The organism is Syntrophales bacterium (assembly GCA_035363115.1).
GTDB lineage: Bacteria > Desulfobacterota > Syntrophia > Syntrophales > PHBD01 > PHBD01.
This window is the reverse complement of sequence record DAOSEM010000001.1, coordinates 1,217,713-1,242,850: the sequence shown is the minus strand read 5'-3', so window position 1 is coordinate 1,242,850 and position 25,138 is coordinate 1,217,713. Positions and strand designations below refer to the sequence as shown.

Genomic DNA, 25,138 nt, shown 5'->3' with positions numbered 1-25,138 from the left:
GCCCCTGCATCTCACCCGCCATACCCAATCTCCTTCCGGTCAGCAGCGGCATCGCCATCCAGCCTCGCGACGGGTCGGGTCCGTCCGAACATGTCCACGGCATGGACACTTTCGAAAAACGTGTCCATAAAATCCATTTTTTTGGACACGTTCGGAAAACGTGTCGCCGGCATCGACATGTCAATGAGAGAGGAGATCATGGAGTCCCGTATTGAAATAGATTTTCATGATCAAACGCCATAGCCGAGCTCCTCCAGGTTGGCCTTGATGAGCCTGTCCAGTTTCGCCGCCTCGGCCTGCTGTTCCCGCCATTGGGCGGTAAGGCGCTTCATCTTCTCCTCGAAGGGCTCGCCGTCGTCCTCCCGGGTCTCGGCGCCGACATAGCGGCCGGGGGTGAGGACGTGGCCGTGCCTGCGGACTTCTTCCAGGGCGGCGCTCTTGCAGAAGCCGGGAACATCCGCATATTCCCCGGCTTCCTTCTCGCCGCGCCAGGCGTGGTAGGTTCCGGCGATGCGGGCGATGTCCCCGTCGGTCAGCTCCCGGTGGGTCCGGTCCACCATGCTCCCGAGTTTGCGGGCGTCGATGAAGAGCACCTGCCCCCGCCGGTCCCGGAACCTGCCGTTTTTCCGGTCCCGGGCAAGGAACCAGAGGCACGCGGGAATCTGTGTCGAATAGAAGAGCTGGCCCGGCAGCGCCACCATGCAGTCCACAAGATCGGCCTCGACCAGCTTCCGGCGGATCTCCCCCTCACCGGACTGATTGGAGGACATGGAGCCGTTGGCAAGGACGAATCCGGCTACACCCGCGGGTGCCAGGTGATGGACGATGTGCTGCACCCAGGCGTAGTTGGCGTTGCCCGCCGGCGGCACACCGTATTCCCAGCGCTTGTCCTCCCGCAGGCGCTCCCCGCCCCAGTCGGAGATGTTGAAGGGGGGATTGGCGAGGATGAAGTCGGCTTTCAGGTCCGGGTGACAGTCGCTGTGGAAGGTGTCGCCGTGGGCGATCTGGCCCTCGATGCCGCGGATGGCGAGGTTCATCTTCGCCAGCCGCCAGGTAGTGTAGTTCGACTCCTGACCGTAGATCGAGATGTCGGCTTTGGCCTTGCCGCCGTTTCCATTTCCCCCGGCGTGGGCGCGGATGAACTCCACGGACTGCACGAACATGCCCGAGGATCCGCAGCAGGGATCGTACACCCGGCCGCGGTAGGGCTCGATCATCTCAACCAGGAGCTTGACCACGCATCGGGGCGTGTAGAACTCGCCGCCTTTCTTCCCCTCGGCGCTGGCGAACTGGGACAGGAAGTATTCGTAGATCCGGCCGAGGACGTCCTTCGACCGGCTCTCCTCGTCACCGATTTTGATGTTGCTGACAAGATCGATGAGCTGGCCGAGGCGCTCCTTGTCGAGGGCCGGCCGGGCGTAGTCCTTGGGCAGCACGCCTTTTAACGCCGGGTTGTCCCGCTCGATGCCCGCCATGGCGTCGTCCACGAGGCGGCCGATGGTAGACTGCTTCGCCCGCGCCTTCAGCGTCGGCCAGCGCGCCTCCGGGGGCACCCAGAAGACGTTGACGGCCCGGTATTCGTCCGGGTCTTCGGGGTCGGCGCCCTGGGCCTTTTCGACGACGAGGCCGGTGTGCTTCTCCTCGAAGGCGTCGGAGATGTACTTCAGGAAGATGAGGCCGAGGACGACATGCTTGTATTCAGCGGCGTCCATGCTGCCCCGCAGGGCGTCGGCCATCTGCCAGAGCTGCGCTTCATAGCCGACGGTGGCGCCGTTGCTTGTTTTGGAGCCGGAGTTTTTCCTGGGTCTGGGCACGGGATACCTCATCAGGGCGAAAGGGAAATCAATACCGTGGAGCGATTGAGGATACCGGGACGATACAGAAAGCGGGGGGCAGTGTCAAGAAAGCGGGCGGAAATTTCCCAGGATGATGTCCATAGCAGAGACGCGGTTTCGACGACTGTCCGGGCCTTATTCCCCCCTCGACAGCGGCGGGACGGTCGTATATAAACGACGGGCACCCATGATTACGAGGCGGACTGCACCGGACCGTTCGAGGTCCCTTATAACGGCTGCCGGCGCACAGATGCGATACGTGCACCAACGAAGGCATGCAGCGAGACATCGGATGAATTCGACGCGCATCGAAAAGGACTTTCTGGGCGAGCTGGAGATCCCGGCGGATGCGTACTGGGGGATCCACACCCTCCGGGCGGTCCGCAACTTTCCCCTCTCCGGGAGGACCGTCAACGCCGGGCTGATCCGGGCCTATGCCCTGGTCAAGAAGGCCTGCTGCCTGGCCAATGCCGAAACGGGTCACCTGGATGCGGAGAGGGCCCGGGCCGTCGAGCAGGCCTGCGACGAAGTCGCGGGGGGCGGGCTTGCCGGTCAGTTCCCCGTGGACGCCCTCCAGGGCGGGGCGGGGACATCCACGAACATGAACCTGAACGAGGTCCTGGCCAACCGGGCCATCGAGATCCTGGAGGGCCGGAGAGGCGACTACGCCCTCGTCCACCCCCTGGAGCATGTCAATCTCCACCAGTCCACCAATGACACCTACCCCACGGCCGTCAAGGTCGCCGGGATTTTCGGACTGCGGAGCCTGAGCCGAGCCGCGGCGGACCTCCAGGGAGCCTTCCAGGAAAAGGAAAAGGAATTCGGCGCCATCGTCAAGGTAGGACGGACGGAGCTGCAGGACGCCGTGCCCATGACCCTCGGGGCGGAGTTCGCCGCCTTCGCCGAGGCGATCTCCCGGGACCGCTGGCGGACCTTCAAGGGGGAGGAGCGGCTCCGGGTGGTCAACCTGGGCGGGACCGCCGTGGGAACAGGACTCGCGGCCCCGCGGGACTATATCTTCCTGGTCATCGAAAAGCTCCGGGAGGCAACGGGGCAGGGCCTCTCCCGGGGAGAGAACCTGGCGGGCGAGACGGCCTTCGCCGATCCCCTCGTGGAAGTCTCGGGCGTTCTCAAGGCCCATGCGGCCAACCTCGTCAAGATCGCCGGAGACCTGCGCCTGTTGAATCTCCTCGGGGAGATCCGCCTGCCGGACCTCCAGGCGGGTTCGTCCATCATGCCGGGCAAGGTGAATCCCGTCCTGCCGGAGGCGGTGATCCAGGCGGGCCTCAGGGTCTTCGCCAACGACGCGATCGTCTCGGACGCGCTGAGCCGGGGCACCGGCCAGATCAGCGAATTCCTCCCGCTGGCGGCGGATGCCTTCCTGGGCTCGCTGGACCTCCTGGCCAGGGTTGATGCGCTCCTGGCGGAGCACGTCCTGGGCATTGCAGCGGATGAAGAGGCCTGCCGGAGGACCTTCGACCGGAGCCCCATGCTGGTGACGGCCCTTGTCCCCCATTTGGGCTATGTGCGGGCGACCGGACTGATCCGGGAATACCGCGACCTGGAGACACAGGGACTCCTTGCGGGCCGGACAATGCGGACCTTCCTGGAGGAAAAGCTGGGAAAAGAAAGGATCGACCGGATTCTGTCGCCCTGGTCGCTCACCGCCCTGGGATACCGGAAAGAGAAGTGACCATGGACGCCACCCCCAAGGGAAACCGCCTCCATGTGGCCCTTTTCGGCCGCACGAACGTGGGCAAATCGAGCCTGCTCAACTACCTCCTGGGCCAGGAGGTGGCCATCACCTCCCCCGTGGCGGGGACGACGACGGACGTCGTGGAGAAGGCGGCGGAGCTCCTGCCCCTGGGACCCGTCCTGTTCCTGGATACGGCGGGCCTGGACGACGCCACGGAGCTGGCGGCGAAACGCCTGGAGAAGACCCGGCGGATCCTCGACCGGGCCGACGCGATCCTCCTCGTCACGGAGGCGGAAGACTGGACGGAATTCGAGGAGAACCTGCTCGGGGAGGCAAAAGCCCGCAAGATCCCCGTGATCCCGATCGTGAACAAGACGGACCTCCGGACTCCGTCGGAGGCGTTCCTTACCTCTCTCCGGGAGAAGGCCGGACGGGTTCTGGCCGTCTCCAGTACCGACGGGACGGGACGGGAGGCGGCCCTGGAGGCGGTGAAGAGGCACCTCCTGGAGACCGCGCCGGATCACTTCCTGGAGCCGCCGCCCCTGGTGGGGGACCTCCTGCCCCCGGGCGGCCTGGCGGTGCTGGTGGTGCCCATCGACCTCCAGGCCCCCAAGGGACGCCTAATCCTGCCCCAGGTCCAGACCATCCGCGACGCCCTGGACAGCGACGCCGCGGCCCTGATGGTGAAGGAGCGGGAGCTGGCGGCCATGCTGGCCCGCCTGGCTCGGCCCCCGGACCTGGTGGTGACGGACTCCCAGGCGATCCTCAAGGTCTCCGGCGACACGCCGCCGAGTGTACCGCTGACGACCTTCTCCATCCTGCTGGCGCGGCAGAAAGGCGACCTGGCCACGGCCGCCGCGGGGGTGGCCGCCATCGAACGCCTCCGTCCGGGGGACCCGGTCCTCATCGCCGAGGCCTGCTCACACCATCCCCTGCAGGACGACATCGGCCGGGTGAAGATCCCCCGGTGGCTCCGGCAGTACGTCGGCGGCGAGCTGGCGGTGGACGTCTCGGCGGGACGGGACTATCCGCAGGATCTTTCCAGATACCGGCTCGTCATCCACTGCGGCGCCTGCATGCTGAACCGCCGGGAGATGCTGAGCCGCCTCCACAAGGCCCGCGAGGCCGGTGTTCCCGCCACGAACTACGGCCTGGCCATCTCCTACACCCAGGGCGTCATCCGCCGGGTCCTCACGCCGTTTCCCTCGGCACTCCTGGCCTACGAGCGGGCCGCGGCGGCCCTCTGAAGCCGGGCTGCAGCGAAGAAGCCCTCCACTGCGCCGTTCCCCGCCCGAGGCGATAAATTCTTGACAGCAGGGCATTACCCCTTTATTGCCCAATACATACGCGGCTCATTCCCAATCATCGCGATCCTGCATGCCGCTCATTGACTCTTTTCGGGCGGTTCCGATCCAGGAGTTCTTTATGGATCACCAGAATTCAAGAGAAAAAAAGAGCAAACCACCCTTCGTGGACGAATCCCTGTTCCGCTTTCTGACGGAGCGGATGACCGACGTTGTCTGGACGGTCGATCTCAACCTGCAGACCACCTATGTCAGTCCCTCGGTGCTTCAGGTCCACGGATACACGCCGGAGGAGAGGATCCGACAGGACGTGAGGGATCAGATGACCCCCGAGTCCTATGCCCGGGCCATGGAACTCCTGGCCGCCGAGATCGAGCGGGAGCAGAGAGGCGAAGCCGACCGTAACCGCACCATGGCAGTGGAGGTGGAGTACATCAACAAGGACGGCTCCACCGTGTGGATGGAAAACCTGGTCAGCGGCATCTGGAATGCCGACGGAAAGCCCGTCGGACTGCACGGCGTATCGAGGGACATCACCGAACGGAAACGGATGGAGAGGCTCCTGCAGGAACAGGAGCGGAAATACCGGCTCCTGACGGAGAATTCCACCGATGTCATCTGGACCATGGACCTGAACGGGCGGTTTACCTACATCAGCCCGTCGGTCCGGGAGCTGGCCGGATTCACACCCGAGGAGGCCATGGCGATCCCCTTCGCTGAATACGTCGTCCCGGAAGATTACGATGCTGTCATGGCACAGATTGCGACGGAACTGGCCAAGCCACCCTCCGAGCGGGCCCGTGTCCGGACCCTGGAGCTCCGGCAGTACGCAAAGGACGGGAGCATCATCGATATCGAGGTCAGCTCCTCCTGGCTTCCGGACCGGAACGGAGAGGTGATCGGACTCCAGGGCAGCACCCGGGACATCCGGGAACGTAAGCGCGCGGAAGCCTCGCTCCTGGAAAGCGAAACCCGCTTCCGGCTCCTGGTGGACAACGCACCCGACGTCATTTTCGTATCGACAGAGCAGCGGTTCGCCTATCTGAACCGCGCCGCCGTGAAGCTCTTCGGCGCGGCCTCGGCGGAACAGATCCTGGGACGGCCCGTCATCGAACGGTTCCACCCGGACTACCACGACAGCGTGAGGCGGCGGGTCCACAAACTTTATGTCGAGCAGGAACCGGTACCGAGGATCGAGGAGGTCTGCCTCGGGCTGGACGGATCCCCCATAACAGTGGAAATTTCCGCCGTTCCCATTGTCTTCCGGGAAAAACGGGGCGCCCTTGTTTTCGCCCGGGACGTCGAAGACCGGAAACGGGCGGAGGAACAGATCCGGGCCAGCCTCGACAGGCTCAGGACCGCCATCGGGGGCATCGTCCAGGTCATGGTCAACGTTGTGGAAATGAGAGACCCCTACACGGCGGGCCACCAGCGCCGTGTTTCGGAACTCGCCGTGGCCATTGCCGGGGGGATGAACCGGAGCCCTGAAGAAATCGAGGCCATCCGCCTGGCGGGCTCCATCCACGACATCGGCAAAATCGCCATCCCCTCGGAGATTCTCAGCAAGCCCGGAAGGCTGTCGGAAGCGGAATTTCTGCTCATGAAAACCCATCCGCAGGTTGGGTTCGAGATTCTCAAGGGAATCGACTTCCCCTGGGATCTCGCGGCGATCGTGCACCAGCACCATGAACGGATGGACGGTTCCGGGTATCCCCAGGGTCTCCGGGGTTCGGAAATCCTGATGGAGGCGAGAATCCTGGCCGTAGCCGACGTCGTGGAGGCCATCGCCACCCACCGCCCCTACCGCCCGACCCTGGGCATCGATCCCGCTCTGGAAGAAATCACCGTGAAAAGAAATACCTGCTACGATCCCGAGGTCGTCGACGTCTGCCTCCGGCTGTTTCGAGAGGGCGGATATCGGCTCGGATAGGCTTTCCCCGGCGGACGTGGCGATGCCCGTCCTCATGTTCTCGTCCCCTTCGCCGACCAGGCCTCATGCCCCATCGATACCGCAGCGACCGGCCCCTGCAATCACAAAATCCCGAGGTTCCGATGTATGTCTTTTTCAACATAATCGTTGACATTTCCACCGATGTGTGATGAGTAGCCGGCGGCCGGTTGATCCGGCCGGTCCTGAGGGGAAGGACGCCGTCTGACCTCGAGGGGAGCGCAACGGGTCATCATCAGAGGTCCGCTCCCTTCGGGGCGGGCCTCTTTTTTTATACGGAAAGGAGATGGCATGAACCGCCGCATCGGAACCGTCACCATCATCGTCACGAACCGGGCCGACCAGGCCAACCGGGTCAACGCCATCCTGAGCGAGCATGGCGAGGCCGTCATCGGCAGGATGGGGCTGCCCTACCCGCCCAAAGGCCTCCACATCATCTCGCTCATCGTTCACGCCACCACCGACGAAATCGGCTCCCTCACGGGAAAGCTGGGCGCCCTGCAGGGGGTGCAGGTGAAGTCGGCCCTGACCAAGGCATAGAAGGGGAAACAAAATGATCGCAGATTTCATCGACGACGGAAAGATCGAGCGACTGCTCACCGAATCGAAGAACCCGTCCCGTCGGCGGGTTGAAGAACTGATTGAAAAAGCGAAAAAGCTCAAGGGCCTGACCCCGGAGGAGACGGCCCTTCTCCTCCAGACGGAGGACCCGGAACTCCTGGGCGAGATCGGACGGACGGCCCGGCAGATCAAGCGGGACATCTACGGAAACCGCCTGGTCCTCTTCGCCCCCCTCTACATCGCCAATTTCTGCAGCAACAACTGCCTCTACTGCGGCTTCCGCAGGGACAACAAGGACCTCCAGCGTGTGGCCCTCTCCCTTGAGCAGATCGCAAGCGAAGTGGCCGTCCTGGAGCGGGAGGGGCACAAACGGCTCCTGATGCTCTGCGGCGAGCACCCCGGCCGGTCCAGCCTGGATTACTTCATCGAGGCCATCGAGACGGCCTATTCCGTAAAGACGGAGAAGGGCGGGGAGATCCGCCGGATCAACGTGGAGATCGCGCCGCTGGAGGTCGAGGAGTTCCGGCGGCTCAAGGCGGCGAAGATCGGGACCTACGTCCTGTTCCAGGAGACCTACCATCACGGGACGTATCGCCGGATGCACCCCACCGGCCCCAAGAAGGACTATGTCCGGCGGTTGACTGCCATGCATCGGGCCCAGGAGGGCGGCATCGACGACGTGGGCATCGGCGCTCTCTTCGGCCTCTACGACTACAAGTTCGAGGTCCTGGGGCTCCTCTTCCACGCCCTGCAGTTGGAAAAGGACTGCGGCGTCGGTCCTCACACCATCTCGATTCCCCGGCTGGAGCCGGCCCTCAACGCGCCGGCGGCCATCCAGCCGCCCCACCCGGTCTCCGACGAGGAGTTCAAGAAGCTCGTGGCAGTGATCCGCATGGCCGTCCCCTACACGGGCATGATCCTCTCCACCCGGGAAACGGCAGCCCTCCGGAGCGAGGTTTTCGACCTGGGAATTTCCCAGATCAGCGCGGGCTCGCGGACGAACCCCGGAGGCTATCGGGAGGATTCCAGCGAGGGCTTCCGGGCGGCCCAGTTCAACCTGGGGGACACACGGACCCTCGACGAGGTGATCCTCGACATCAGCACCCACGGGCACATCCCCAGCTTCTGCACCGCCTGCTACCGGCTGGGCCGGACGGGGGCGGATTTCATGGACCTGGCGAAACCGGGGCTGATCCGGAAGTTCTGCCGCACAAACGCCGTCCTCACCTACAAGGAATACCTGGAGGACTACGCCTCGCCGGAGACTAAGGCCGTGGGCGACGCCCTGATCGGGCGCCTGATTGCGGAGACGAAAAACACCCGCCAGCGGGAGAATCTGGAAAAGCGCCTGCGGAAGATCGAGGAAGGCCAGCGGGATCTCTATGTCTGAGACGCCGGACCGAATCGGCGGGCTGATCGGGGCCGCCTGCCGGGGGGAGGACCTCTCCCGGGAAGACCTGACCCTCCTTCTCGGCCTGGAAGACGCCGGGTCCCTGGAGTCACTCGGCGCGGCGGCCGACGCCGTACGCCGGGAAGCCGTCGGCGATGCGGTCTATCTTCGCGGCATCGTCGAATTCTCCAATTTCTGCCGGCAGAACTGCCTCTACTGCGGCCTCCGCCGGGACAACCGGGACATTGCGCGCTATCGGATGGAGGAGGATGCCGTCCTCGCCGCCGTCCACCGGATCCGGGACAGGGACATCGGAACGGTAGTCCTGCAGTCCGGCGAGGACCCCTCATACACCCGTAGCGACCTCTGCCGTATCATCGGCCGGATCAAGGACGAGACCGGCCTGGCCGTAACGCTGTCAGTGGGAGAACGGTCCCGCGACGAATACCGGGCCTTTCGCGAGGCCGGCGCGGACCGGTATCTCCTCAAGCATGAAACGGCCTCGCCGGACCTCTACCGGCGGCTCCGGCCGGAGTGTGCACTGGAGAACCGCCTCCGCTGCCTGAAGGAACTCCGGGACCTGGGTTACGAGGTTGGAACGGGGAACATGGTGGGGCTGCCCGGACAGACGCCGGAGATCCTGGCGGACGACCTGCTCCTGATCCGCTCCCTCGATGCGGACATGCTGGGAATCGGCCCCTTCATTCCCCACCCGGGAACTCCCCTCGCCGGCTCGCCGGGCGGCGACCTGGCAAGGACGCTCCGGGTCCTCGCCCTGGCGCGCCTCCTGACCCGGAATACCAACATCCCCGCCACCACGGCCCTGGGAACCCTGCACCCGGAAGGCCGAATCCGGGCGCTCCGGGCGGGGGCCAACGTCGTCATGCCCGACTTCACTCCCGAATCCCTGCGCGTACGGTACGACATCTATCCGGGAAAGTCAGCCGTGCCGGACGGAGACATCCTTCTGGCCCGACTCAAAGAAGACCTGATTCCGCTGGGGCGACCGATCGGCGCGGGACCGGGCGGACGACTCCGACGGGAATGAATCGACCGGTTCCCCGGAGGCCCCGAACCGCATCGAAGCGACAGATCACGTGGCTACAAATCCGTTGACGCTCCCCCCTGGAAGGGTATAACGTTCGGCTATATAGAAAAACTTTCCGTTACGTCCGCCGATATATCCATCCTCCGGTGGTTTTTCCCAGGCAACAGAAAACCTTGAGTTCGCCGATGGTTTTCTATACGCACGGGAATGAAAACGCTCGGACGATCACTGCCGCCGCCAGGGACCGTCTCCCACCGGCATGGATCGGCAACGCCAGGCCGGAGCCCCGGGCGGAGATGTTCCCCGTCTGGATGGGCATCATTTCCCGGGAAAACAGAAACGGCCCGGAATACACCGGCAAAGGGAAGATCGTTCCCCGAAATAGAAACAGCCATGAGGAAACCGTCATGAAACGCTGTTCCAGGCTCATCATTCCCATGATCGTTCTGATCGCCTGCTTTGCGATTGCGACGGCCGGTATTGCCCGGGCCGCCTTCACCCTGGAAGACGAGCGGAAAGTGGGACGGGAATTCTACGAGAAGATGGAGAAGAGCAACGCTCTGTACAAGGAAAAGCGCGTCCAGTCCTACATCGCGGAGCTGGGCAACAGCATCCTTTCCCACAGCAACAAGGCGCCCTTCGACTTTCGTTTCTCCGTCTACAAGGATTCCGCCATCAATGCCTTTGCCACTCCCGGGGGATACGTCTATGTCAGCCGGGGCCTCATCGCCATGGCCGACGACGAGGCCCAGCTGGCCAGTGTCATCGCCCACGAAATCGCCCACGTGAATGCACGCCACATCGCCAGGATTATCGAGAAATCAACGAAGGTGAACGTGGCCGCCCTGGCGGCCATTCTTGCCGGGGCGTTCCTGGGCGGGGGCAGCGACCTGGCCGTCGGAGCCATGGCCTTTTCCCTGGCCGCGGCAACGACCCTCAACCTGCAATACAGCCGGGAAAACGAGGAAGAGGCGGATCGCCTTGGTTTATCCTACCTTATTTCAACGGGATATGATGGCCGGAGTTCGGTCGAGATGCTGCGCCTGATGCGGCGGTATGAATTCTACTCGAGCACCGTCCCCTCGTATTTCAAAACCCACCCGGGAACGGACGACCGGATCCGCTACCTGGACGGCATGCTCCAGACGGTTTACAGGAGGCAGCAGGGGAAAGACAACCTCACGAAACGGTTTGACAGGATCAGGATCGAGATGGCCCTGACCAGACCGGACGCACAGGCCAACTACGCCTATTTCCGGGACCGGGTTAAGAAGAATCCGGCTTCCCTGGACGACCGGCTCGGCCTGGCGGTCTCCCTGGAAAGAACCGGCCGCGTGTCCGAGTCCCTGGAGATCTTTCACCAGATCCTGAAGGAAGCCCCGAACGACGTGGACATCCTGAGGGAAACCGGAATCGTCTATGTAAAGACCGGACGGACGCAGGAGGCTGTCGGTCCCCTGCGGAAGGCCTTGCAGCTGGACCGGGACGACATGGAGGCCCTGCTCTACCTGGGAAGGGCCTATGGGACAATGGGAAATTATGAAGCCGCCGTGGACCAATACCGGCGGCTGGAGAACGATCCACCCCGGGAGGCGGATATCCTGTACAGCATGGCCATGGCGTACGGAAAAACGGGCCGGACCGGGGATTACCACTATTTCTACGGCCTGTTCCTGAAGATAAACAAACGGAAGGACAATGCCCTCTACCATCTCGAAGAGGCCCGGAAACTCCTCAGGCGGGACCTGGAGAAGTCCCGGCGGATTCAGAAGGAAATCGATTCCCTCAAGAAGGGTCAGGATGCCCCCGACTCGCCGCCCTCCAACTCCGCCAAGAGGTGGGGAGCCTCCCGGCGGATATAATCCGTATACAGTTTCTCCCGCACGAACAGGTTGAAGATATCCCCGTCGATGTGCCGGTCCTTCACCATGAAGCCGACGATCTTGAGGGCTTCCGCCAGGGTCTTCCCCTTTGTGTAGGGCCGGTCCCGCGCCGTAAGGGCCTCGAAGACGTCTGCCAGGGCCAGGATGCGGGCCTGGATGGGTATTTCGCTGTCCTTGAGGCCGCGCGGGTAGCCGGTGCCGTCCAGACGCTCGTGGTGAGCCGCGGCATATTCCGGCACGTGCTTGAGCTTCTTCGGGAACGGCAGCTGGGAGAGCATCTTGAACGTCACCACCGTGTGGTTGTTGATGATCTCCCTCTCCTCGTCGTTCAGGGTACCCCTGCGGATGCTGAGGTTCGCGCATTCGTCCTGTGTCAGGACCGGCAGATCCTCGCCGTGGAGGCAATACGTCGTTTCCGTCAGGGCCTGCAGCCTCTTCACCTTGTCGTCCGGCAGGAATTCACCACCCTGGTTCGTGATCTCCAGGAATGTCAGGTCATCGTCGATGGTCCTGGTGAATTCGTCCTCATAGTCCGCATCGGGGACGTCCTTTCCGGCACTGTCCAGCCGCTCTCTGAGAACATCGATGATGTGGTTCTTCTTGATGATCTCGACCCGGGCTTTCAGGAGGTCGATCCGGTCGCAGATCGTCTGCAGCTTCGTGGCCTTGTCCACGACGTGCTCCGGTGTTGTGATCTTGCCGACGTCATGGAGCCATGCCGCGAGCCGGAGTTCCCTCATCTCGTCGGCGGTGAGGTGGTAATCGCCGTACGGCTGTTCCTTTGTTTTGTTGATTCGATCGGCGATGTCCATCGTCAATTCGGCCACGCGCCGGATGTGGCCTCCGGTATAAGGCGATTTTTCGTCGATGGCGCTGCCGATGGTCCGGATGAAAGATTCGAGGAGTTCTTCCAGGTCTCCGATCAGCCGGTTGTTGGTGATCGCCACGGCGGCCTGGGAGGCCAGGGACTCGGTCATTTCCTGGCTCTCCTTGCTGAAGGGGATCGTCTCACCCGTCTCGGGATCCCGGGGATTGAGGAGCTGAAGGACACCGATGATGTCGTTCTCATGGTTCCTCATGGGAAGAACCAGCATGGACTTGGACCGGTATCCCGTCCGTTCGTCGAATTTCTTCGTTCCCTCGAAGTTGAATCCCTCGGCATGGTAGACGTCGGGGATGTTGACCGCCTGGCCCTTGAGGGCCACGAAGGCGGACACGTTTGAGAAGTTCTCCGTTCCGTCGGGGCAGCGAAGCTGCACGGCGGGCCAGGTGATCTTGTCCCCCGTTCCGCCCATGCGAACGCCCAACGACTCGGTCTGGGCGATGGCGAACTGGAGCTCCGTCTCGTCGTCGGACATGATGTAGAGCGTCCCGCCGTCGGCGGTGGTGAACTCCCGGGCCTCGTCGATAATCATCTCCAGGAGCTTCCCCAGGTTCCGCTCCGCCGAGAGGGCCGAGCCGATCCGGGTGAGCCGGCGGATCAGGCCGAGCTGTTCCTCGGTGAATTCCTGGACCTCGGCAACGAGATGATTCAACAGACGGTTCACCTGGGGATAGGCGGTAAACTGGATGTCGGTCTTCCGCTCACGTGTCTCGTTCATGGAAATACCTCACGGGCGATTGCCGGCGCCACCGGCCGACTCGGGAGAAGAAACCGGAACTCAGCGGATCCGGACCAGAGATACATGCTGCATCAGGATCTCCGCGCATTTCTCCAGGTCCGGCGGTTCGGCGCCGGGTGGAGGAACGGCGGGATCGAGCTGTTTCGTTCGCGCGTACCTCTGTAGCACAAAACGGGAGGCTTTCTCCACGAGTTTCCCGATTTCCCGGAAATCCCGTTCGACAAGGAGGGAAGGCACAACGGTGGTGCGGAATTCGCAGGGGAGACCGGAGGCCATGATGAGGGCGATGCTCTCCCGGATGTCCCTGCCGCTGTTCCTGACGCCCGTCAGGACATCGTACTTTCTCAGGGGTCCCTTGACGTCCATGGCCAGGAAATCGACCAGCCGCCCTTCGACCAGATCCTTCAGGACTTCCGGACGCGAGCCGTTGGTGTCGATCTTCACCAGGAATTCCATCTCTTTCAGGCGGGCGGCGAACGCCGCCAGGTCCGGCTGGAGCGTCGGCTCGCCGCCGGTGATGGACACCCCGTCCAGCTTGCCCCTCCGCTTCTCCAGGAAACCGAGGATTTCCGCCTCGTCCAGGACGGGCTCGAACCGCTCCGGATCGACCAGCTCCGGGTTATGGCAGAAGGGACAGCGGAAATTGCATCCCTGCGTGAAGACGACGGCACCGATCCGTCCGGGATAATCGATCAGGGAAACTTTCTGAAATCCGCCGATTTTCATGTCGTGAGCGATACTCCCCGCATCCGCCCGCTCAGAACCCGTATTCCCTTCTCAGCTGGAACTCCGCCTGCTTCCCTTTATTCCACTGCTGGACCGGCCGCAGGTATCCCACCACACGGGAATAGATCTCGCAGGGCGACTGGCACTCCGGACATTCCTCCTGCTCCCCCTTCAGGTACCCGTGGGACGGGCAGACGCTGAAGGTGGGTGTAAAGGTCAGGTACGGAAGGTGATAGCGAGTGCAGACTTTTCGGACGAGGCTCTTGACCGCCTCCGGATCGTCGACGCGCTCCCCGGCAAACGTATGAAAGACGGTTCCTCCCGTGTACTTGGACTGGATCTCGTCCTGCAGGTCCAGGGCCTCGAAGATGTCGTCGGTATAATTCACCGGAAGCTGGGTCGAGTTCGTGTAGAAGGGCTCCGCCTTCTCTTCCTGGTAGCGCCGCTCGTTGGCGCAGAGGATCTCGGGATACTTTTCCTTGTCGATCTTGGCCAGCCGGTAGCTGGTCCCCTCGGCGGGCGTCGATTCCAGGTTGTAGTTGTTTCCCGTCTGGCGCTGGAAGTGAACCAGCCGGTCCCGCATGAAGTCGAGGACCTTCTTTGTAAATCTCTGGCCTTCGGGACTGGCGAGGTTTTCTCCCAGGAGGTTCTGGCAGGCTTCGTTCATCCCCACCAGGCCGATGGTGGAGAAGTGGTTCTTCCAGTACTCGCCGAAGCGCTCTTTGATCTTGCGCAGGTAGTGCCTCGTGTAGGGGTACAGGTTCCCGTCGGTGAACTTCTCCAGGACCTTGCGCTTTGTTTCCAGGCACTCCCGGGCGACGCTCATCAGCCGCTCCAGGCGCTGGAGGTACTCGTCCTCCGAATTGGACAGGTAACCGATCCGGGGCATGTTGATGGTGATGACGCCGATGGAGCCCGTCAGGGGATTGGAGCCGAAAAGCCCGCCGCCCCGCTTCTCCAGCTCCCGGTTGTCGATGCGGAGCCGGCAGCACATGCTCCGGGCATCCTCCGGATTCATGTCGGAGTTGATGAAGTTGGAGAAGTAGGGAACGCCGTACTTGGCCGTCATCTCCCAGAGGCTGGCGAGGTTCGGGTCTTCCCAGTTGAAATTCTTCGTGACGTTGTAGGTCGGAATAGGAAATGTAAACACCCGCCCCTTGGCGTCCCCTTCCGCCATGACCTCCAGGAAGGCCCGATTGAAGAGATTCATCTCCGCCTGAAACTCCCCGTAGACATCCGCCTGGGGCTGGCCGCCGATGATGACGGACTGGTCCCGGTAGTACCGGGGCACCGTCACGTCGAGGGTGACGTTCGTGAAGGGCGTCTGGAAGCCCACCCGGGTGGGGACGTTGATGTTGAAGATGAACTCCTGGAGGGCTTGCTTGATTTCCATGTATTGGAGGCCGTCATAGCGAATGAAGGGCGCCAGCAGGGTGTCGAAATTGGAGAAGGCCTGTGCGCCCGCAGCCTCGCCCTGGAGGGTGTAGAAGAAGTTGACGATCTGCCCCAGGGCGCTCCGAAGGTGCTTCGCGGGCCGGCTCTCCACCTTCCCGGAGACGCCGCGGAAGCCTTCCAGGAGCAGGTCGTAGAGGTCCCAGCCGACGCAGTAGACCGACAGGAGGGAGAGGTCGTGGATATGGAAATCCCCGTCCGAGTGGGCCTTGCGGATCTCCGGAGAATAGATCTCGTTCAGCCAGTAAACCTTGCTCACCTCCGAGGAGATGTAATTGTTGAGCCCCTGGAGGGAATAGTCCATATTGCTGTTCTCATTGATCTTCCAATCCTTTTTCTTCAGGTACTGGTCGACCAGGTCCACTTCCATCTTCTGGGTGATTTCCCGCAACCGGGCATGCTGGTCCCGGTAGATGATGTAGGCCTTGGCGGTCTTGCGGTAGGGGGAATCGAGAAGCACCTCCTCGACGATGTCCTGGGCGTCCTCCACGGTCATGATGTTGCCGTTGTAGAGTTTTTCCGCCAGGTTGAGGACCCGGATGGTGAGCTTGCGGGCGGCCTTCTCGTCGAATTCCCCCGTCGCCTCCCCGGCCCTGGCGATGGCGTTCGTGATCTTCTCGGCGTTGAACTTGACGAGCCGCCCGTCCCGCTTCCTGATCTTCCCACGCATGGAAATTCCCTCCGCTTTTTATATATGGACCGATGATTGGAATAACGAAGATTCACCCAACATATTGGGGTAGAGGCTCCCTTTTACCACTACATATTGGTGCAATCAAGGGGAAAAAGGAGAGTGGGGAAGGAGCAGCCTGTCCCCGGGGAAGGGAGATCTTTTCGTTTCCGGAAGGAAACCGGAAGGTTAAGGAAGCCGGGAGCAGTGGAAGAAACCGCTCCCGGCTTTTTTTCAGCGATATGCGCGCCGGACCTCGGCGAATCCGTCCATGGCGCCTGAGATGGTCCGGTCATCGACGCAGTAGGCGATGCGGAAATGCCCGGGACCGCCGAAGCCACTTCCGGGCACGGTCAGGATCCGCTTTTCCTGCAGGGCTCGGACAAAGGCCACGTCGTCTTCAATGGGGCTTCTGGGAAAGAGATAGAAGGCCCCCTCCGGTTTCGTCACCTCGTAGCCAGCCTTGACGAGCCCCTCGTACAGGAGGTCCCGTTTTCTCTGGTAGATGCCCGCGTCCACCTGGACTCCCTGGAGGCAGGCGATCACCCGCTGCATCAGGGCGGGGGCGTTGACGAAGCCGAGGATGCGGTTGCACAGGACCAGGGCCCCCAGGAGGTCTTCCATCGGCTCGGCGGAAGGGCTGACGGCGATGAAGCCGATCCTCTCCCCCGGAAGGGAAAGGCTCTTCGAGTAAGACGTCGCCACGATGCTGTTTCCGTACGCTGCCAGGATGCTGGGGACCTTGACGCCGTCATAGACCAGCTCCCGGTAGGGCTCGTCGGACACAAGATAGACCGGCCTCCCCAGGTCCCGGCTTTTTTCCTTCAACAGCTTTGCGAGGGCGCCGATGGAGGCCTCGTCGTAAACGCGGCCGGTCGGATTGTTGGGCGAGTTGATGAGGACGACCTTCGTCTTGTCGTTGACAGCCGCGGCCATGGCTTCCAGGTCCAGCGAAAAGTCGGGTTTCGTCGGAACAAGCTTCAGGACTCCGCCCGCGTTGTCCGCATAAAAGCGATACTCCACGAAGAAGGGGGTCGGGACTACAACCTCGTCCCCCGGGTCCAGGAGCGATTTCAGGATGACGTTGAGCGCGCCGCCGGCCCCGCAGGTCATGACGACGTGATCCGCCGTCAGGGCAATCCCGTGAACCCCGGAGAGATGGTCTGCCACGGCCCGGCGGGTATCCGGGTAGCCGGCATTGGGCATGTAGCCGTGCATTCCTTCTGTTACCTGTGTTGCCAGCCGCCGCAGTTCTTCCTTGAAGACCGCCGGGGGGTCCACGTTCGGGTTCCCGAGGCTGAAGTCGTAGACGTTCTCGGCGCCATGGATCTGCCTGAGCCGGACGCCCTCTTCGAACATTTTGCGGATCCAGGAAGACTGGGAAATGAAAGATTGGATCTTCCGGGAGATGGCCATGAAAAGCCTCCTGGCGGGTGTTTTCCCGGGTCGCCTGCCGCCTCCGGGATCCGCCGGCAGGCTTTGTACCACAGGGTCCGGACGGCGTCAACGCAGGGAGTTCCGAAGCCGGGCATCCGTCTCCCGCCCATCGCCAGACCGTCCTCCACCGGAACCCGGAATTCTTGACATTTCGCAGTCAGTACCATACATTTCAGCCATTCCCAGGAACGGGAAGCCGTCGTCACGGGCGATTCCGACTCGGGAAAATCCAAAGGAAACCAAGAAACCGCCATGCCCATCTACGAATACGAATGCCGGAGATGCAAAGAGCACTTTGAACTCCTGGTCCGCCCGAGCGACCGGGAATCGGATCTCTCCTGCCCGTCCTGCCGATCGAAGAAGATCCGAAAACTGATGTCGGCCTTCGCCGGAGGAAAATCGGGCTGCGGATCCTGCGCCGCTACCTCCTGCAGCCCCGGCTGAGGCCACTGAGCCGATGCGGCGGTCCGCCGCATTTTCCCGTTGCCAACTTGACCCGGATTGGTTATAAGGCTCCCGCACCGCAGAGTCCCCCCGGAGAATCCCAACCAAAAGAGTCCGACGCCGCGAGTCGGATCCGGAAGTATTCCGGGGTCTCATAAAGACGAAAGGAGTTCCCGCATGAACATTCTTATTTTCGGACCCAACGGCAGCGGCAAAGGCACCCAGGGCGCCATCGTCCAGAAGAAGTTCGGCGTGCCCCACATCGAGACAGGAGTTATCTTCCGCCAGAACATCAAGGGCGGTACGGAACTGGGCATGAAGGCAAAGGCCTTCATCGACAAGGGAGAACTGGTCCCCGACGAGATCACCGTTCCCATGATCCTGAGCCGCCTTCAGGAAGACGACTGCAAGAAGGGCTGGCTCCTGGACGGCTTCCCGAGAAACCTGGCCCAGGCGGAGGCCCTCTGGAAGGCCCTGCAGGCAGCGGGCATGAAGCTCGACTTCGTCATTGAGATCCTCCTGGACCGGAAGATCGCCAAGCAGCGCATCATGGGACGGAGGCTCTGCGCCAACGACAACAACCATCCCAACAACATCTTCATCGACGCCATCAAGCCGGCCGAGAAGGACGGCAAGCCGGTGTGCCGGGTCTGCGGCTGCGAGACCCTGACGGCCCGGGCCGACGACCAGGACGAGGACGCCATCGACAAGCGTCACGGCATCTACTACGACACGAAAACGGGCTCGCTGGCGGCGGTGAACTACTTCAAGGAGCGCACCAAAGTCATCGGAGTGGACGGAACGGCCGGCGTCAAGGAAGTGTCCGAAGACCTGCTGAAGAAACTGGCATAACCGCTTCTCGCTCCCTGTTTGGAAACATCTGGCCCTCCCGGTCTCCGGGAGGGCTTTTCTTTTCTTGCCTGCATCATGGTTTTATGATGAAAGGAATTTCATTCCGTCCCTAATCATATCGAAGGTTCCGGGAGGTCCCATGAAACGCTTGATCACCGTCGGCTTCATCGCCCTGCTGCCCATGCTGCTGCAGGGATGCGTCCAGGACGACATCCGGATTTCCGTGCGTCCCGACGGAACCGGAACCATCGAGGAGAAGCTTCTCGTCTCCAACACCGTCCGGGAATTCATGGAGAGCATGGCGGATGCGGGAGAGAAGGGGAGCACCGAGGAGAAAGCGGACACCGGTCCGAAGAATGACACCGCTAAAGAGAAGAAAGCGGAGAAACCGGATGAGATCGCCAAGATGATGGAGGACGCCAAGAAGAAATCGGCCCTGTTCGGTTCCGGCGTCCGCTTCGTGTCGGCCGTGCCGGAGAAGACGGAAGAGGCGGCGGGCTACCGTGCCGTATACGCTTTTGACGATATTCGCCAGATCCGGATCGGCAAGGACAAGAACCGCGGAACGGCCGCCCCGGAGGGCAAACCGGAAGAAAAAGAAAGCGCCGACGACGCCATTCATTTCGAGTTCACAAGGGCCGCGACCGGCACCCCGGCCCTGCTGACCGTCCACCTGCCGGAGAAGTCCAAGGACCAGAGCAAAGAGAAGGAGTCCAAGGACTCTGCCAGGAAAGAGACCACCGCTCCGGAGCAGCCCATGGATCCCAAAACCCTCGAGATGATGCAGGCCCTCTTCAAGGGCATGCGGATGAGCGTCTCCGTCCGGATCGAGGGTTCCATCGTCAAAACCAACGCCACCTGGCGGCAGGGCGGGGACATCACCCTCATGGATCTCGATTTCGAGAAGATCCTTGGAAACAAGGACCTGATGCAGAAGATGACCGCCGGGAAGCCCGAGTCCTTCGCCGACATGAAGGCGCTGTTCCAGAAGGTCGAGGGACTGAAGTTCGAGCTCAAGAATCCCATGACAGTGAGCTTTCAGAAGGCGCCCTGACCTTCCGACCGGCGATTCGCAACCGCCTGGAAACGTTGCTTTCACTCCTGCACAGACCTGCATGTCCGCCGGCCCCGGCCCCGTGCGAATGTATCCGTCGGTTTTCCAGTTGCTCGTTTCCTGCCCCGTGAGGAACCGCATCGTTTTCCGACTCCGGCGGTATCTCCTTTCCTCCGGGCAATCGACAATATCATGGTTGTTCATGCAGGTGCCGATCCCGGGAGAGGACGGCTCTATCCCCACCCAAACCAAAGACATCCGGCCCCCTGGACGCATTGACAAAACCCCGCGGCTTTAGTAAGGAAGGGCGCCTCGAAGGGAGCTTATGGAAACCATCCGCAATTTCAGCATCATCGCCCATATCGACCACGGCAAGTCCACCCTGGCGGACCGGCTGATCCAGCATACCGGCGTCTGCGACGACCGGAATTTCCAGGATCAGATCCTCGACAATATGGACATTGAACGGGAACGGGGCATCACGATCAAGAGCCAGGCCATCACCCTGCCCTACCGGGCGAAAGACGGCCGGGACTACGTGCTCAACCTGATCGACACACCGGGACACGTGGACTTCTCCTACGAAGTCTCCCGCTCTCTCGCATCCTGCGAGGGCGTCCTGCTCCTCGTCGACGCGGCCCAGGGCGTCCAGGCCCAGACCCTGGCCAACCTGTACCTGGCTCTGGAGCACGACCTGGAGATCATCCCGGTCATCAACAAGATCGACCTGCCCGCGGCAGACGTGGAGCGCGTCCTGGAACAGATCGACGCGGAGCTGGGGCTGAATCCCGACCATGCATTGCGCTGTTCCGCCAAGGAGGGCATCGGCATCGAGGCGATCCTGGAGGCCGTGGTGGAGCGGATCCCGCCGCCCCGGGGAAACCCGGAGGCCCCCCTGGCGGCCCTGATCTTCGACGCCCAGTACGACGCCTTCCGAGGCACCGTCATCCACTGCCGGGTCTTCGACGGCACGGTGAAGAGCGGGGACACGATCCGCTTCATGTATAACGGGACAACCTACCGGGTGGAGGAAGTGGGACGTTTCCTGCTGAGCCGGGAAAAGCGGCCCGCCCTTTCGGCGGGCGAGGTGGGCTACATCATCGCCGGGGTGAAGACTGTCGCTGACGTACAGACGGGCGACACGATCACCCTGGACGTCCGGCCCTGCGACGCCCCCCTTCCCGGATTCAAGGAGGTCAAGCCCGTCGTTTTCGCCTCCATCTACCCCATCGCCTCGGACGACTACGAGGATCTGGCCGTGGCGCTGGAGAAATACCGGCTCAACGACGCCTCGTTCATTTACGAGAAAGACTCCTCCGTCGCCCTGGGCCAGGGGTTCCGGTGCGGATTCCTGGGGCTCCTCCATCTGGACGTGGTCCAGGAGCGCCTGGAGCGGGAATTCGACCTCTCCATCATCCTCTCGGTCCCCTCGGTCCGCTATCGATTCACCCTGAAGGACGGATCCGTCGTCGACGTGGACAATCCGTCCCACTACCCGGACCCCATCTCCATCGAAAGCTCCGAGGAGCCCTTCATCCGGGCGATGATGATGCTCCCGGAGCGTTACCTGGGCGCCGTCATGAAACTCTGCATGGAGAAGCGGGCCGTCAACTCGACTCTGAACTACCCGAGCCCGGGACGGGCCGAGCTGACCTACGAGATGCCCCTGGCGGAGGTCATCTATGACTTCTACGACCGCTTCAAGTCGATCACCCAGGGGTACGGCTCCTTCGATTACGACGTGATCGACTACCGCGAGAGCAACCTGGCGCTCCTGGACATCCTGGTGAACGGGGAGAAGGTCGACGCCCTCTCCCAGATCGTCCACCGCGACCGGGCCCGGGCAAGAGGCGTCCTGGCCTGCGACCGCCTGAAGGACGAGATCCCCCGGCAGATGTTCAAGATCGCCATCCAGGGGGCCATCGGAGGCGAGATCATCTCCCGGAGCACCATCTCCCCCTTCCGGAAGGACGTCACCGCCAAGTGCTACGGAGGCGACATCACGCGGAAGCGGAAACTCCTGGAAAAGCAGAAAAAAGGCAAGAAGCGCATGAAGATGGTGGGAAATGTCAGCATCCCCCAGAGCGCCTTCCTGGCGGTCCTGAAGTCCGACACGGACTGAACGGGATCATGGCCGCGGGCCTTTACATCCATGTCCCCTTCTGCCGCTCCAAGTGCGCCTACTGCGGTTTCTATTCCCTTCCGGCGATGGAGTGGGAAATCCCCGGGTTCCTGAAGGCCCTGCAGCTGGAAGCGGCCCTGTACCGACGCTCCTTCCGGTCTTTCGATACGGTCTATTTCGGGGGGGGTACGCCGTCGGTCCTCGCGCCGGAGCAGATCGGGCGGACCCTGGAAGGTCTCCGGAATACTTTCCGCATCGCCCCGGACGCCGAGATCACCGCGGAGATGAATCCCGCCGACTGGACCGCTGCGGACCTGCGGTCCGTCCGGGCCGTTGGGGTGAATCGCCTGAACATCGGCGTGCAGTCCCTGGACGACGGGGTCCTGTCCTTTCTGGGACGGCGGCACACAGCGGAGCAGGCCCTGCGGGCCGTCCGGGATGCCGGGCGGGCCGGATTCAAAAACCTGGGGATCGACCTGATGTACGGAATCCCCGGCCAGACGATGGAGGGCTGGCTGGAGACGCTGGCGGCCGCGGCGGCGCTTCCGGTGGTTCACCTGTCCTGTTACGAGTTGAGCGTCGAGCCCGACACTCCCCTGGCCCGGCGTCTCGGGAAATCCCGGCTGGAGCCGGCGGGAGAATCCCTTGCGGCCGACTTTTTCCTCGCCACATCCCGATTCCTGGCGGGAGTCGGATTTCTCCATTACGAGGTCTCGAACTTCTCCCGGGGACCCTTGTCTGCCAGCCACCACAACACGAAGTACTGGCGCCATGTTCCCTATCTCGGCCTCGGCCCGTCGGCGCACTCGTTCCGGGAAAACCGGCGCTGGTGGAATGTACGCTCCCTTCCGGATTACCTGGCGTCCGTCGAAGCGGGGCGTCCGCCCGTCGACGCCTCGGAGATCCTTTCCCGCGAACAGGCAGCCCTGGAAGCCCGGTTCCTGGCCCTGAGGACCGCCCGGGGGCTCCACCTGGAAGGATACAGGCGGAGATTCGGGACGGACCTGAAATGGGAGTATCGTTCTCTGCTTCAGAAACTGGCCGGGGAAGGACTCGTGGAGATGTCCCGGGGATTCCTTCGCCCCACCCGGGCGGGCATGGCCGTGGCGGACCGGCTGGCTCTGCTCTGAGGCATGCCGCCGCGTCCAGCGTCCGACCGCATTGTCTTTTCTATCCCTCCTCCAGCGTCTCCATCACCATCCGCTTCGCCCGCTCGATGATCTTCTCATATTGAAGGCTGGTTCGTTGAACGTGGTAATGCACGCTGAGGGAGCGCTCTTTACGGCTCCGTCCGTTGAAGGTCCCGCGGAACGCTTCCGTGGAACCGACCCGCTCCAGGAACAGTTCGCCCCAGTTGTTCCCGTAGAGAACACTGTACGAGTCGCCGTTTCCTGCCCCCGGGGTGTCTTCGAAGTTGGCGATCACCAGCATCGTTTCCAACTGCTCCTGGATGCCGAAATTATGGAAATCGACGGCGGAGATGTCGTAGGTCCCGAACAGAACGCGGATCTTGTTTCCCAGGTTCAGGATCTCCTGGAGGGTGATGGAGGTGGGATTCGGCAGCATGCGGAGCTCCCCGGGCCGGAAGAGATCGTTCCAGACGAGGTAGGCGATGCAGAATACGATGCGGACGTCCTCGACGATCACGGTCTCCGGCTCGTCGGCCGGAAAGACCTGCCACTTCTTCCCGCTGAAGCGGAAAACCAGGGTCGGCTGGTTCAGGGAATCCGTCGGTTTGTGGATCACGGGAACCTTGTTGGACTTCTTCTCCAGGCAGGAGGAAAGTTTCCGGCCGAGGATCCGGAGATCCCCGGGACTGACGAGGCTCGGCTCGACGTTCGAGTGCACCCGGGTGATGTCCTTGTAGATTTTCAGGAGCAGGGCCAGCGCCCGGTTCCCGATGCGGACCTGGTCCTGGAAATGCCATGTCTTGAACCGGTTGAGGCTGTGGATCTCCTCCCGGGAGAGGGGATCCTTCTGGAAGGTCTCCCGGAGAAGCTCCTCCCGCATCCCCGCCTTCCGGGAATGCATCTTGACGTCGCAGCGCAGATAGACGCACTTCTGGATGAAATGGAAGTCATCCCGGTCCCTATCCCGGTTGAAGTCAAAGATGGAGCGGATCGTGAAGGTGCCCGGATCGACGAAAGATCGGTCCTTCACCGGATTCATGACCTCCGCCCGGAAGCGGTGGCAGAGGAGATGGCCCGAGGGAAAGGCCAGAAACATCTGGAGGAGCAGCATCTTGGTGATGGACTTCAAGGGGTGGGTGAGGGCTTTGTTGAACTGCCAGAGGGCGGCGCCGAAGTATTCGTCCCGCTCGACCCGTTCCAGGTTCCCCAAGTCGATGGCGTCGTAGTCTCCGAAAACGTCCCGTTCATAATCGGCGGCCAGCTTCCGGTAGTCGACGTCCCCTTCCGGATCGAAGGCCAGCCACCAGAGGGGAATCTTGCCGGCGATCAGGACCGCCGTCCGGTAGAATTCCTCTTTCAGGATATTCTTCTGGGTGCTCCCGCTGCTTTCACCGGAAACATCGCCGAAATGACCCTTTCGAACGTCTTCCACGTCGCAGAGAAAGAAATAGACGGGCATGCGGATGTTTGCATCGAGCCAGTCCTTGATCAGGTTTACCTTCTGCTGCAGCTGCGACATGCCCTCCCTGCCGAACCGCTCCCGGTCCACGCACAGCCATATGTCACAGTCGGAACAGGCGGTCTGCATGACGGACCCGACACTCCCGATCGTAAAGATGCCCTGGATCATCCACGAATCGGATTTGAACTTGACCTTCCGCCTGGCCTTGTCGATGTGGAACAGGAAACTGAATGACGCCTCCCGCTTCCGGATCTCCGGGTCGCCTTCCATGCCGTAGACGCCGATGGGGCGGGCCAGGTCAGGGACATATCCGGGAACCTGGGGATGGTTTTCGTTCAGCATCCAAGGAAGCAGGTACAGGACGGCCTCGCTGTCCTTCGGGGCGAGTTCGGCAAAGAGCCCTTTCCGGAACTGGTTGTAGGCGAGGTATCGTTTCTTGTTCTGAATGTATGTCTTCGGAAGCATGACCCCGTTATTCCGCAGGAGGAGAATCCTCTTGTTC

General features: G+C 62.3%; 18 protein-coding genes. 12 read left to right on the top strand and 6 right to left on the bottom strand.

Annotation, left to right across the window (positions count from 1 at the left end):
• Nucleotides 1-230: 230 nt before the first annotated feature.
• The gene (locus PLO63_05280; protein HOI73543.1) at nt 231-1,814 is read right to left on the bottom strand and encodes a class I SAM-dependent DNA methyltransferase; all 1,584 of its coding nucleotides are present in this window, start codon (nt 1,812-1,814) and stop codon (nt 231-233) included.
• A gap of 313 nt (nt 1,815-2,127) precedes the next feature.
• Here PLO63_05280 and PLO63_05275 point away from each other — a divergent pair, with 313 nt between their 5' ends.
• From PLO63_05275 to PLO63_05245, 7 genes are all read left to right on the top strand, one after another.
• Entirely contained in the window at nt 2,128-3,528 is a 1,401-nt protein-coding gene (locus PLO63_05275) for an aspartate ammonia-lyase (protein HOI73542.1), read from the top strand.
• Nucleotides 3,529-3,530: 2 nt separating this feature from the next.
• Entirely contained in the window at nt 3,531-4,778 is a 1,248-nt protein-coding gene (hydF, locus tag PLO63_05270; GenBank protein HOI73541.1) for a [FeFe] hydrogenase H-cluster maturation GTPase HydF, read from the top strand.
• 178 nt (nt 4,779-4,956) lie between these two features.
• Nucleotides 4,957-6,765, top strand: coding sequence for a PAS domain S-box protein (locus tag PLO63_05265; protein ID HOI73540.1), 1,809 nt, complete (start codon nt 4,957-4,959; stop codon nt 6,763-6,765).
• A 309-nt stretch (nt 6,766-7,074) separates the two neighbouring features.
• Nucleotides 7,075-7,323, top strand: a complete 249-nt coding sequence (locus PLO63_05260) for an iron-only hydrogenase system regulator (GenBank protein HOI73539.1) — start codon at nt 7,075-7,077, stop codon at nt 7,321-7,323.
• 13 nt (nt 7,324-7,336) lie between these two features.
• Nucleotides 7,337-8,734 carry a [FeFe] hydrogenase H-cluster radical SAM maturase HydG gene (hydG, locus tag PLO63_05255; GenBank protein ID HOI73538.1) on the top strand — a complete coding sequence of 466 codons (1,398 nt, stop codon included), beginning with the start codon at nt 7,337-7,339 and terminating at the stop codon, nt 8,732-8,734.
• Nucleotides 8,727-9,782, top strand: a complete 1,056-nt coding sequence (gene hydE / locus PLO63_05250; protein ID HOI73537.1) for a [FeFe] hydrogenase H-cluster radical SAM maturase HydE — start codon at nt 8,727-8,729, stop codon at nt 9,780-9,782. Before hydG ends, hydE begins: the two co-directional genes overlap by 8 nt.
• 185 nt (nt 9,783-9,967) lie before the next feature.
• On the top strand, nt 9,968-11,644 hold the full coding sequence (locus PLO63_05245) for a M48 family metalloprotease (protein HOI73536.1): 1,677 nt from the start codon (nt 9,968-9,970) through the stop codon (nt 11,642-11,644).
• On the opposite strand, the gene PLO63_05240 is transcribed toward PLO63_05245, so the two are convergent.
• From PLO63_05240 to PLO63_05225, 4 genes are all read right to left on the bottom strand, one after another.
• Nucleotides 11,578-13,266, bottom strand: coding sequence for an HD domain-containing phosphohydrolase (locus PLO63_05240; protein ID HOI73535.1), 1,689 nt, complete (start codon nt 13,264-13,266; stop codon nt 11,578-11,580). The two genes, PLO63_05245 and PLO63_05240, sit on opposite strands and share 67 nt — an antisense overlap.
• Before the next feature lie 60 nt (nt 13,267-13,326).
• Nucleotides 13,327-14,013 carry an anaerobic ribonucleoside-triphosphate reductase activating protein gene (locus tag PLO63_05235; GenBank protein ID HOI73534.1) on the bottom strand — a complete coding sequence of 229 codons (687 nt, stop codon included), beginning with the start codon at nt 14,011-14,013 and terminating at the stop codon, nt 13,327-13,329.
• A 31-nt stretch (nt 14,014-14,044) separates the two neighbouring features.
• Nucleotides 14,045-16,135: a ribonucleoside triphosphate reductase gene (locus tag PLO63_05230; GenBank protein ID HOI73533.1), complete on the bottom strand. Its 2,091-nt coding sequence runs from the start codon at nt 16,133-16,135 to the stop codon at nt 14,045-14,047.
• A gap of 234 nt (nt 16,136-16,369) precedes the next feature.
• Entirely contained in the window at nt 16,370-17,551 is a 1,182-nt protein-coding gene (locus PLO63_05225) for a pyridoxal phosphate-dependent aminotransferase (protein HOI73532.1), read from the bottom strand.
• 273 nt (nt 17,552-17,824) lie between these two features.
• On the opposite strand from PLO63_05225, the gene PLO63_05220 reads away from it, so the two are divergent.
• The 5 genes from PLO63_05220 to hemW all read left to right on the top strand — a co-directional run bounded on the left by PLO63_05220 (nt 17,825) and on the right by hemW (nt 23,174).
• On the top strand, nt 17,825-18,016 hold the full coding sequence (locus PLO63_05220; protein ID HOI73531.1) for a zinc ribbon domain-containing protein: 192 nt from the start codon (nt 17,825-17,827) through the stop codon (nt 18,014-18,016).
• A gap of 177 nt (nt 18,017-18,193) precedes the next feature.
• On the top strand, nt 18,194-18,868 hold the full coding sequence (locus PLO63_05215; protein HOI73530.1) for an adenylate kinase: 675 nt from the start codon (nt 18,194-18,196) through the stop codon (nt 18,866-18,868).
• 139 nt (nt 18,869-19,007) lie between these two features.
• Nucleotides 19,008-19,922 carry a hypothetical protein gene (locus tag PLO63_05210; GenBank protein ID HOI73529.1) on the top strand — a complete coding sequence of 305 codons (915 nt, stop codon included), beginning with the start codon at nt 19,008-19,010 and terminating at the stop codon, nt 19,920-19,922.
• Between the two features lie 325 nt (nt 19,923-20,247).
• Complete coding sequence (gene lepA, locus PLO63_05205) at nt 20,248-22,044, top strand: translation elongation factor 4 (protein ID HOI73528.1); 1,797 nt, start codon at nt 20,248-20,250, stop codon at nt 22,042-22,044.
• 8 nt (nt 22,045-22,052) lie between these two features.
• Nucleotides 22,053-23,174 carry a radical SAM family heme chaperone HemW gene (hemW, locus tag PLO63_05200; GenBank protein HOI73527.1) on the top strand — a complete coding sequence of 374 codons (1,122 nt, stop codon included), beginning with the start codon at nt 22,053-22,055 and terminating at the stop codon, nt 23,172-23,174.
• 40 nt (nt 23,175-23,214) lie between these two features.
• On the opposite strand, the gene PLO63_05195 is transcribed toward hemW, so the two are convergent.
• Nucleotides 23,215-25,101 (bottom strand): class I adenylate cyclase, encoded by a 1,887-nt coding sequence (locus tag PLO63_05195; protein HOI73526.1) that lies wholly within the window; start codon nt 25,099-25,101, stop codon nt 23,215-23,217.
• Nucleotides 25,102-25,138 lie beyond the last annotated feature (37 nt).